The 10,853-nt window shown below is 51.8% G+C and carries 10 protein-coding genes; 8 read left to right on the top strand and 2 right to left on the bottom strand.

Annotation, left to right across the window (positions count from 1 at the left end; translation table 11 throughout):
- Positions 1-298: 298 nt before the first annotated feature.
- Positions 299-1,261: a type I phosphomannose isomerase catalytic subunit gene (locus ACI3UA_RS04980; RefSeq protein WP_439723729.1), complete on the bottom strand. Its 963-nt coding sequence runs from the start codon at positions 1,259-1,261 to the stop codon at positions 299-301.
- Between the two features lie 436 nt (positions 1,262-1,697).
- On the opposite strand from ACI3UA_RS04980, the gene ACI3UA_RS04975 reads away from it, so the two are divergent.
- From ACI3UA_RS04975 to ACI3UA_RS04965, 3 genes are read left to right on the top strand one after another with little or no spacing between them, the layout of a single operon-like run.
- Positions 1,698-2,684, top strand: coding sequence for a PTS sugar transporter subunit IIB (locus tag ACI3UA_RS04975; protein ID WP_439723728.1), 987 nt, complete (start codon positions 1,698-1,700; stop codon positions 2,682-2,684).
- 53 nt (positions 2,685-2,737) lie between these two features.
- A complete protein-coding gene (locus ACI3UA_RS04970) occupies positions 2,738-3,541 on the top strand; it encodes a PTS mannose/fructose/sorbose transporter subunit IIC (RefSeq protein ID WP_439723727.1) in 804 nt (267 codons plus the stop codon).
- Positions 3,542-3,560: 19 nt separating this feature from the next.
- A complete protein-coding gene (locus tag ACI3UA_RS04965) occupies positions 3,561-4,475 on the top strand; it encodes a PTS system mannose/fructose/sorbose family transporter subunit IID (RefSeq protein ID WP_439723726.1) in 915 nt (304 codons plus the stop codon).
- Between the two features lie 317 nt (positions 4,476-4,792).
- Here the strand turns inward: ACI3UA_RS04965 and ACI3UA_RS04960 are convergent, their stop codons facing one another.
- The gene (locus ACI3UA_RS04960; protein WP_439723725.1) at positions 4,793-5,794 is read right to left on the bottom strand and encodes a Gfo/Idh/MocA family protein; all 1,002 of its coding nucleotides are present in this window, start codon (positions 5,792-5,794) and stop codon (positions 4,793-4,795) included.
- A 121-nt stretch (positions 5,795-5,915) separates the two neighbouring features.
- On the opposite strand from ACI3UA_RS04960, the gene ACI3UA_RS04955 reads away from it, so the two are divergent.
- The 5 genes from ACI3UA_RS04955 to ACI3UA_RS04935 all read left to right on the top strand — a co-directional run.
- The gene (locus ACI3UA_RS04955; RefSeq protein ID WP_439723724.1) at positions 5,916-6,746 is read left to right on the top strand and encodes an HD domain-containing protein; all 831 of its coding nucleotides are present in this window, start codon (positions 5,916-5,918) and stop codon (positions 6,744-6,746) included.
- Between the two features lie 122 nt (positions 6,747-6,868).
- Positions 6,869-8,545: a glutamine--tRNA ligase/YqeY domain fusion protein gene (locus ACI3UA_RS04950; protein WP_439723723.1), complete on the top strand. Its 1,677-nt coding sequence runs from the start codon at positions 6,869-6,871 to the stop codon at positions 8,543-8,545.
- A 3-nt stretch (positions 8,546-8,548) separates the two neighbouring features.
- Complete coding sequence (locus tag ACI3UA_RS04945) at positions 8,549-8,887, top strand: hypothetical protein (protein WP_439723722.1); 339 nt, start codon at positions 8,549-8,551, stop codon at positions 8,885-8,887.
- A 104-nt stretch (positions 8,888-8,991) separates the two neighbouring features.
- Entirely contained in the window at positions 8,992-10,278 is a 1,287-nt protein-coding gene (locus tag ACI3UA_RS04940) for an SLC13 family permease (protein WP_439723721.1), read from the top strand.
- Between the two features lie 114 nt (positions 10,279-10,392).
- The coding region (locus ACI3UA_RS04935; protein WP_439723720.1) for an SLC13 family permease at positions 10,393-10,853 on the top strand (461 nt) is incomplete at its 3' end.

The raw sequence follows: 10,853 nt of genomic DNA, 5'->3' as shown, positions 1-10,853 counted from the left end.
AGCCAAGTGTACGCCGCAAGAAGAAGTCTGAGGCAGCACGCAAGCGCAAGTTCCGCGCATAATAGCTTTTTAGCTTTTGTTCGTCTGTGACGGATACGGATTTAAATAATAAAACCGCAGCTGTAAGGCCGCGGTTTTTTTATTTTGCCTGCGGGTGCCCGTGGGGCGCAAAAAAACGCCGCTTATCTATGAGATAAGCGGCGCGTCCGTCACTATGCGGCACGGTGTGTATATGGTGCGCACGATATAGTCATATAGTTATATAGCGCACAATGTACGATATATGCCGCAGTGGGTATTATAATGTGGTGAAAATCAAATGCGCCTTGCCGTCAAGGGTGTATCCCCCCATGCCGGCCGGCAGGAATACGGTCTGCCCGGCAGACATTTCCAGCAGGGTGTCCCCGGCTGTCAGGGTCAGGCTGCCCTCCAGCACGGTAAAGGTCTGGAAGGAATCACTGCCGGAGACCAGGCTGGCGGTGCCGTCCACCTGTACCCCGTAGGTGGTGAAGTAGTCGCAGGAGGCCAGTAGCTCGCCATTGCAGTCAGGGGAAAGGGCAACGACCTCGCGCTCATCCTTCAGCGGCAGCGGCTCAAGGGAGCTGACCTCGGAGCCCTGCTTTACATGGAGCTGGCGAGGCTTGCCGTCATTGCCGAGGCGGCCGTAGTCATAGAGGCGGTAGGTGGTGTTGGAGTTCTGCTGTACCTCTGCCAGCAGGATGCCCTTGCCGATGGCGTGGATGGTGCCGGCAGGGATGAAGAACACATCCCCCTTCTTGACAGGTGCGTGATGGCAGATATCGGTGATGGTGCCGTTCTGCAGGCTTTCAGCCAGCTCATCGGCGGTGATTTTTTTCTCCACGCCGTAGAGAAGCTCCGCCCCCGGCTCCGCGTCAATGATGTACCACATCTCCGTCTTGCCGTATTCGCCCTCATTTTTCAGGGCGTATTCGTTGTCAGGATGAACCTGCACGGAGAGGTTGTCCTTGGCGTCGATGAGCTTTATCATGATAGGGAAATTCTCGAAGGACTGCGCCTTGCTGCCCAGGATTTCCCTGCCCTCCGCCTCAATGTACTGCTCAAGGGTCCTGCCTTTGGCCGGGCCGTTGGCGATGATGCTCGGGCCATCCTGATGGCAGGAAAGCTCCCAGCTTTCGGCCAGCTTGTCAGCCTCTGATACCTTGCTGTATTTTTCACGGAGTTTGGTGCCGCCCCAGATATAGTCCTTTACAGGTGCCTGCATTAATAATGGGTAAGACATGATGACTTCTTCCTTTCTTTCTGCACATGAATATAATAAAATTTATATCCTTATTATAGATAAAATATATCCTATTGTCAAAGCGTATCTTGTTTGACGTAACTTTTTATTGTTGTTATGAAATCGTGCAAAAATTTCCTAAAATGTTCAAAAATGCAAAAATGTACAATAGGAGCAGAAAAGAGCAATTAAGACCAGAAACTAGCATAATCGCGCAAGGCTGATTATCGAAAGTTATTGTTAAGTCCAATTTGGCATGATTTATATCCTAAAGAAAATTTATGCTATAATATTAAATCAAGTGAAAATATGTCAAATTTATAAATATAAAAATTTCCTATAAAAATGGTTTATAAATGGGATGAAATATGTTACAATGAACTATGGTTGAAATGAAACAACCAAAACGGCTTTTCTGTCAGAGGGGAGGACTAATATGACAGGGATTATTTTAGCTAGTCATGGTGGACTAGCAGAGGGAGTAAAACAGTCTGCCGGGATGGTTTTCGGACCGCAGGAAGATCTGGTTGCAGTTACGCTGCTGCCGGAGGACGGTCCTGACAAGTTCCGTGAGAAGCTCTTGGCTGCTGTAGAGTCTCTTTCCAACAAGGACGAAGTTATTTTCTTGGTTGATTTGCTGGGCGGTACGCCATTTAATCAGTCCAGCGCAATTCTGAACGGCCATGAGGACAAGTGGGCTATCGTTACCGGCCTGAGCCTGCCTATGCTGATTACTGCACTGGGCGAGCGCATGGGTGACGAGAATATTTCCGCCCATGACCTGGCAAAGAACATTATCGGCCCGTCCCGTGAGGGTGTTACCGTAATGCCTGAGTCACTGGAACCGGCTCCGGTTGCAGCTGCCGCTGCGGCACCAGCTGCTATGGATGCTATTCCGGAGGGAACCGTGCTGGGTGACGGCCATATCAAGTATGTATTGGCGCGTATCGACTCACGTCTGCTCCACGGCCAGGTGGCAACCAGCTGGACCAAGAGCGTAAGGCCGGACCGCATTATCGTTGTATCCGATGCCGTATCAAAGGATGAGCTGCGCAAGGGCCTGATTATGAAGGCTGCTCCTCCGGGTGTAAAGGCGCATGTTGTTCCTTTGAAGAAGATTATCGAGGTAGAGAAGGACCCGCGCTTTGGTGCAACCAAGGCTATGCTGCTTTTCGAGAACCCGCAGGACGCCCTGACTGTAATCAAGGCAGGCGTATCCATCAAGCAGCTGAATGTCGGCTCCATGGCCCATTCTGTAGGCAAGGTGCTGGTAAACAAGGTTATTTCCATGGATAAGAACGATGTTGATACCTTTAAGGAACTGAAGAGCATGGGGATTTCCTTTGATGTGCGCAAGGTGCCTGCAGATGCAGCTGACAACCTTGATGCCCTGATTAAGAAGGCAGAGGACGGTTTGAAGTAATTATTTTTTCTTAATTTGAGATTGTCCAATAAAAAAGATTTGGAGGTTATATTATGGGTACTATTACCATAATTGGTATTATTATCGTAGCACTCCTGGCTGGTGCAGAGAGTGTTCTGGATGAATTTGAATTCCATCAGCCAATCCTGGCTTGCTCCCTGATTGGCATTGTTGCCGGTGACCCTGTTCCATGTATCATTCTGGGCGGTACTCTCCAGATGATCGCCCTGGGCTGGGCAAATATCGGCGCTGCTGTTGCGCCTGACGCGGCTTTGGCGTCTGTTGCTTCTGCAATCATCCTGATTCAGGGCGGCCAGGGCGTAGCAGGCATTCCTACTGCTATCGGTATCGCTATTCCTCTGGCAGTAGCAGGTCTGTTCACTACCATGATTGTTCGTACTTTGTCCGTGCCTATCGTTCATATGATGGACGGCGCTGCCGAGCAGGGCAGCTTTGCAGCTATTGAGTTCTGGCAGGTTGCTGCCGTGCTCATGCAGGGCGCCCGTATCGCTATTCCTGCTGTTGCTCTCTGCTTCATTCCTGCAGAGGTTGTACAGGCAGGCCTGCAGTCCATTCCTGAGTGGCTGACCACCGGTATGGCTATCGGCGGCGGCATGGTTGTTGCCGTAGGTTATGCTATGGTTATCAACATGATTGCCAACAAGGAGACCTGGGCATTCCTTATCCTGGGCTTCTGCGTGGCTGCGCTGACTGAAATCACCCTTATCTCCCTGGGCGCTATCGCAACCGCTATGGTTATGATTTATCTCCACCTGTCCAACAACGGTGGCGGTAATGGCGGCAATGGCAATGGCGGCAGCAGGGACCCGATCGGCGATATTCTTGATGACTATTGATTAGAAAGTGGTGATTGACATGGCAGATAATAAGATTACTCTTAGCAAGGCTGACCGTTTTATGGTTTGCCTGCGTTCAACATTTTTGCAGGGTTCCTGGAACTATGAGCGTATGCAGAACGGTGGTTATGCATTTGCAATGATTCCGGCTATCAAGAAGCTGTACAAGGAAAAGGCTGACCAGATTGCCGCTTTGAAGCGTCACATGGAGTTCTTCAACACCCATCCGTATGTTGCTTCCCCAATCATCGGCGTAAACCTTGCCCTGGAGCAGGAGAGGGCCAACGGCGCCGCTGTTGACGATGCTGCTATTCAGGGTGTTAAGGTTGGTATGATGGGTCCTCTGGCCGGTATCGGTGACCCTGTATTCTGGTTCACCCTTCGTCCTATCCTGGGCGCAATGTGTGCTTCCATCGCTATGGACGGCAACATGCTTGGTCCAATCCTGTTCTTCCTTCTGTGGAACATTCTCCGCTTCGGCTTTATGTGGTACACTCAGGAATTCGGCTATGGCGTCGGCAACCAGATTACCGAGAACCTGTCCGGCAGCATGCTGACCAACATTACCCGCGGTGCTTCCATCCTGGGTATGTTCGTGCTCGGTGCCCTGGTACAGAGATGGGTAAGCATCAAGTTTGCTCCTGTTGTTTCCAGCATCCAGCTCAGCGAGGGTGCGTATATTGAGTGGGATAAGCTCCCTGCCGGCGGCGAGGGCATCAAGACTGCTATTCAGCAGTTCTCCTCCGGCATGGCTCTGGAGCCTGTAAGGGTTACCACCCTGCAGAACAACCTGGATGCACTGATTCCTGGTCTTGTTCCTCTTCTGCTGACCCTGCTCTGCATGTGGCTGCTGAAGAAGGGTGTTTCCCCTATCATCATCATCCTGGCTCTGTTCGCTGTAGGTATCGGCGCACACCTCATCGGCCTGATGTAATTGGGCTGTGCCTGATGGCATGAGATGATATAATCTGTTAATTTAAAAGTCCTGTCACTGGTGTTGCCGGTGACAGGACTTTTTTATCGCTAATTATTATCTTATCAACCAAACGTCAGCCCCATGGCATTACGCACAAAAACACGCTCTCGCCGCACCTGCGGCTTGCAAATCGCTAAGCGCCGAGGTGCAGCAAAGGTTTTCTTTGAGTAATTGCCATGGGGCTTTTGTTCACTGCTTGCTCTAAACTTCTTTAATCCTTGCGACGTGATGTAAGCAGGAGGTTATCAGTCAATGTAGTTGCCGTTGAATAAGATTTATTCATGCGAGGTGGTGTCGGCAGGGAAATGGATGCCTGCTGACAGGCGGGCTTTTTCGGCGGTTTCGGCTACCTGCAGTGAGATGCTGAGGTAGCGGTCGCGGGCGGCGAGGTCGCGGGCGGCGAAGATATCGGCAAAGTCCTTGAATTCATGGGCAAGGCGGTGGGAATAGGCATTCAGGGCATAGCACTGCGGTTCCTGCTTTCTCAGGCACAGCTCCACGGAGTTCAGCTCCCCCGGTACGCCGTCACAGCGGAGCCAGCCCTTTTCGCCCTGAATGGTGCAGCCGCTGGGACTGTCGGAATCCTTGGCGCCCACGGCGATGGCCGGGAAACCTTCATACTGCAGCAGGGCGGCGCCGGAGGTGTCGATGCCGTTGAAGCCGATGTTGGCAGTGTAGGAAACGGCCTTTGGCGCGCCGAACAGCCCGATAATCAGGTTGAGATTGTAGATGTTGATGTCATAGAGGGAGCCGCCGGAAAGATTGATGTCAAAGGCCGGCAGTACCTCTTTTTGCAGGTATTTGTCATAGCGGCTGGAATACTGGGAATAGTTGGCCTGAACCATGGTAATCCTGCCAATTTGCGGCAGCAGTTCCTGCAGCTTGGCATAGTTCGGCATGTGCAGCAGGGACACCGCCTCAAAGAGAAAGAGGCCGTTGGCCTGCGCCAGCTCTGCCAGCTGCTTCACCTCCCGCAGGTTGGAAGCAAATGGCTTCTCTACGATGACGTTCCTGCCTGCCAGCAGGGCATCACGGGTGTAGGTAAAATGTGCGCTGTTTATCAGCCCGATATAGACAAAATCCACGTCTGCCTGTTTGAGAAATTCTGCGTAATCGGTATAGACGGCCGGGATGCCGTATCGGGCGGCCAGGGCATCACCCTTCTCCCTGCTGTGGGGACGGACGAAAATCGCCGTCACCTGCACCTCGTCCACCTCCTGCAATGCCAGCAGAACCTCCTTTACAATGCCGCCTGAGCCTGCAATGCCTAGTTTCATATACGTATGCCTCCTCATTTTTTAGTTTATGAATATATTATACAACAAACTAATATGATATGCTTATTGTATAATGAGGGAATTTTTGGTACAATTTTTTTGTTTGCAGGAGGTGTTATATGTGGAGAAAATATTGAAGGCAGCCCATCGATGGATGGACGAATATATGAAATCCTTTTATTGTGATGACAAGGACATAATGTTTGGCATCGGGATGAAGGAAAAGCATACGGGCTATGTGACCGCCCATGCCAGGGAGCTGGCCCTGCACCTGCAGCTGGATGACCATGATACAGGCCTGGCAGAGCTTATCGGCCTGCTTCATGATGTGGGACGATTCCGCCAGTGGCAGCTTTACAAGACCTTTGTGGATGCCCGGTCGGAGGATCACGCGGATCTGGGGGTAAAGGTTATCAGGGAGCTGCCTTTTTACGGACTGCTGGCAGATGAGGATAAGGAGCTTGTCCTGTTTGCCATCCGGAATCATAACAAAAAGGAGATTGCCGCTACTGATTCACCGCGGCAGCTGCTCTTTGCCAGAATCATCCGTGATGCGGACAAGCTGGATATTTTCAGGGTGCTGGCTCCCTATCTGACGGAGGACGGGGGAGAGCAGGCCGGCTCGTCGGCAATCAGGAATTTCATGAAGGGGCCAAACGGCAACGCATCCGGTGAAAATGGCGTGTTTGCGCCGGGCTTTCTTGAGCGTTTTGTCAACGGCCAGCAGGTGGACTATACCATGATACGCACCAATGAGGATAGAAAGCTGGTGCGGCTGATGTGGGTATATGATGTGAATTTTGCCTGGACACTGCGCCGTATCAGGGACAAGGGCTACATAGACGCCATCATTGCCAATCTGCCTCCTCTGCCGCAGGTGGAGCTGGGTGTCAGCCGCCTGCAGGAATACGTGGCAGAAAAGTGCAGCAGGGATGATATTGTGTGCATTTGAGCTACAACGAGATGAAACAATACAAAAAGTATACATCATTTTATATAGATTTATCATACAAATTATGATATAATGAACGGGACTTAACGACAATAAAAGCAATTTATAAGGAGGCAAATTGCATGCCTGATATTTTAAATACTACCTCTAATTTTATTCAGAATGAGATAAACGATGATTTGAAGCAGGGACGCTACGGGGACGGGGTGCACACCCGGTTTCCGCCGGAGCCGAATGGCTATCTGCACGTGGGCCATGCCAAGTCCATCTGCCTGAATTTTGGCCTGGCACAGCAGTATGGCGGCAAGTGCAACCTGCGCTTTGATGATACAAATCCTGTCAAGGAGGATGTGGAGTATGTGGATTCCATTATGGCGGATGTCAAATGGCTGGGATTCAGCTGGGAGGACCGCATGTATTACGCCTCCGACTACTTCGGCCAGCTGTATGAGTATGCGGTGCAGCTGATTAAGGCAGGCAAGGCCTATGTGGATGACAGCACCGCTGATGAAATCCGCGCCATGCGCGGCACTCTTACGGAGGCCGGTACGGAGAGCCCTTACAGGAACCGCAGTGCGGAGGAGAATCTGGATTTGTTCACCCGCATGAAAAATGGCGAGTTCGGCGATGGCGAGAAGGTGCTGCGGGCCAAAATCGACATGGCCTCCCCGAATATCAACATGCGCGACCCTGTTATTTACCGTATTGCTCATGCGACCCATCATCGTACCGGGGATGAGTGGTGCATCTATCCGATGTACGATTTCGCCCATCCGCTGTCCGATGCCATAGAGGGGATTTCCCATTCGATTTGTACATTGGAGTTTGAGGATCACAGGCCTTTATATGACTGGCTGCTGGAGAATACAGGCTTTGCGGCTGATACCCGCCCGCGGCAGATTGAGTTTGCCCGGCTGAACCTGACCAACACGGTTACCAGCAAAAGAAAGCTCCGCCAGCTGGTGGAGGAAGGCTATGTATCCGGCTGGGACGATCCCAGGATGCCGACTATTTCCGGCCTGCGCCGCCGCGGCTATACACCGGCCGCCATCCGCGCCTTCTGCCGGGAGGTAGGCGTGGCCAAGGCCAACAGCCTGGTGGATGTGGCCATGCTGGAGCATTGTGTCCGGGATGATTTGAACAATAATGCTGACCGCGTTATGGCAGTGCTTCGCCCGTTGAAGGTGGTTATTACTAACTATCCGGAAGGGCAGAAGGAGTACATGCTGGCGGAGAACCACCCTTTTAAGGGCGGCCACCGCTATGTGCCATTTACAAGGGAGCTGTACATAGAGCAGGAGGACTTCATGGAGGAGGCTCCAAAGAAGTTTTTCCGCCTGAAGCCGGGCGGGGAGGTGCGTCTGAAACATGGCTACATCATCAGGTGTGATGAGGTCGTGAAGAATGATGACGGCACCATCAGGGAGCTGCGTTGCAGCTATGACCCTGAGTCCAGTACCGGCGGTGCCACGGCAAACCGCAAGGTGAAGGGAACTATCCACTGGGTTTCTGCCGGGGATGCCATCAGGGCCGAGGTCCGTCTGTATGAGTATCTCATTGAAACGGACGAGAAGGGCGAGGTGCCGGCAGATTTTCTGGCGGCAGTGAACAAGAACTCGCTGGAGGTTCTGCAGGATGCCCTTGTGGAGCCGAGTGTGCGGCTGACGGCTCAGGGAACCCATTATCAGTTCCTGCGCCAGGGATACTATGTGGTGGACAAGGATTCCACTCCGGAGCATCTCGTGTTCAACCGCGTGGTAGGCCTGAAGGATTCCTGGGCCAAGGCAAAGAAGGGGTAAGATATGGCAAAAATACCCAAGGGGCTGTCTGACAAGGATATGCTGCAGGGCTATGTGGAGCAGGTAACTATGGAATCACAGTTCCTGGCCGCAGAGGAGGCGGAGGACAAACGCCGCCGTGCCAGGGCAGGCCTGTCAAAACCGGAGAAGAATATTGCGCTTACCGGCTTTACGGACGAGCTGACAGAGGAGCTGGGCCGAAAGCTGCTGGAGCTGAAAATGGAGCTTTTCCGGGACGGCATCAGAAACTACACCATGAAAATCAAAAAGGAGGGCCAGAGCATTATCATCAAGCCTGTGGAGATTAAGCAGAAGGCAGATAAGCGCTCCGGCCGCAGATGATTTTCGCGGCAGCATTATTGCGGCAAACTGTACATCTTTGGTACAAAACCAAGAAAATGCGTTGGGTCGAGGTAATGACGTATTTATAAGAAGGAGGCATAAATTTGTTTGACTCTACTACTATTGCGGTGACAATCTTCATCATCGCCTATGCTCTGATTATTTCGGAAAAGGTGCATCGTACCATTGTCGGTATCTTTGGTGCCATGCTCATGATTATGTTCGGGATTCTCTCGCAGGAGACTGCCATCCATCATATTGACTTCAATACGCTGGGGCTCTTGATGGGCATGATGATAATTGTAAACATTACAGCAGAAACGGGATTGTTTAACTTTCTGGCCATCTGGGCGGCCCAGAGGGTAAAGGCACAGCCGATGAAGCTGCTGCTGGCCCTGGCCACCCTGACCGCGGTCTGCTCCGCCCTGCTGGACAATGTTACCACCGTGCTTTTGACCGTACCTGTAACCTTTAGTATTACATCTCAGTTGAAGGTAGATGTTAAGCCGTTTTTGATGGCGCAGATTCTGGCCTCTAATATTGGCGGCACGGCGACTTTGGTGGGCGACCCGCCAAACATAATGATTGGCTCCGCTGTAGGCCTGAGCTTTTTGGATTTCATCCTGAATCTGGCCGCACCGGCAGCTGTGATTTTCATCGTTACTACCTTTATCCTGGAGTTCATCTACGGCAAGGGCCTGCATACCACTCCTGAGCTGCAGGCGCAGGTTATGAAGCTGAAGCCTGCCAGGCAGATCACGGATGTTTCCCTGCTGAAGAGGTGCTTGTTTGTACTGGCCCTGACCATGGGATTGTTTGTGGCTCACGGCGCACTGGGGCTGGAGTCGGCTACTGCCGCCATGTTCGGCGCAGGCTTGCTGCTCCTGCTGACCTTTACGAGGGATGAGGAAAAGATTGCCAAGGTTCTCAGCAAGATTGAGTGGCTGGCCATCTTCTTCTTTGCCGGCCTGTTCATTCTGGTTGGCGCCCTGGTTGAAACCGGCGTTATCAAGATGCTGGCGGCCGAGGCCATGATGATTACCGAGGGCTCTGTGGAGGCAACCGCCATCCTCATTCTCTGGATGAGCGCCATTGCTTCCGCTTTTGTGGATAATATTCCTTTTGTGGCAACTATGATTCCGCTGATTAAGGATATGGGCGCTATGGGCATCACCAATCTCGATCCTCTGTGGTGGTCCCTGGCACTGGGCGCCTGCCTGGGCGGCAATGGTACCCTGATTGGTGCCAGCGCCAACGTGGTGGTTGCTTCTCTGGCAGCCCAGCACGGCCAGCAGATTTCCTTCCTGGGCTTTATGAAGGTGGCTTTCCCATGTATGATTTTGTCCATCATCATGTCCACCGCCTATGTGTATCTGCGTTACCTGATGTAATCAGCAAAACAATCTAATACGAGATTGTGTTCCACAACTCCGCCTACCTTCGCGCATGACGCTGTTGCGATAGGCGGAGTTTTTGGTACAGAAATAAAGAAGGGGGCAATTAAATTGTTTAACGCAACTTACGTAGCAGTGACAATATTTATTGTCGCTTACGCATTGATTATTTCAGAAAAGGTGCATCGCACCATTGTAGGCATCTTTGGTGCCATGCTCATGATTATGTTCGGCATCCTTTCCCAGGAAACCGCTATTCATCATATTGATTTTAATACCCTGGGACTGCTGATGGGCATGATGATTATCGTAAACATTACGGCCGAGACAGGCCTGTTCAACTTTTTGGCTATCTGGGCGGCCCAGAAGGTCAAGGCACAGCCTATGAAGCTGCTGCTGGCCCTGGCTACCCTCACTGCGGTATGCTCGGCATTTCTGGATAATGTTACCACCGTACTGCTGACTGTGCCGGTAACCTTTAGTATTACATCTCAGTTGAAGGTAGATGTTAAGCCGTTTTTGATGGCGCAGATTCTGGCCTCTAATATTGGCGGCACGGCGACTTTGGTGGG

This window comes from Anaerovibrio sp. (genome assembly GCF_051866355.1).
In the GTDB taxonomy this organism is placed as follows: Bacteria; Bacillota; Negativicutes; order Selenomonadales; family Selenomonadaceae; genus Anaerovibrio.
This window is presented reverse-complemented; position numbering and strand designations above follow the sequence as displayed.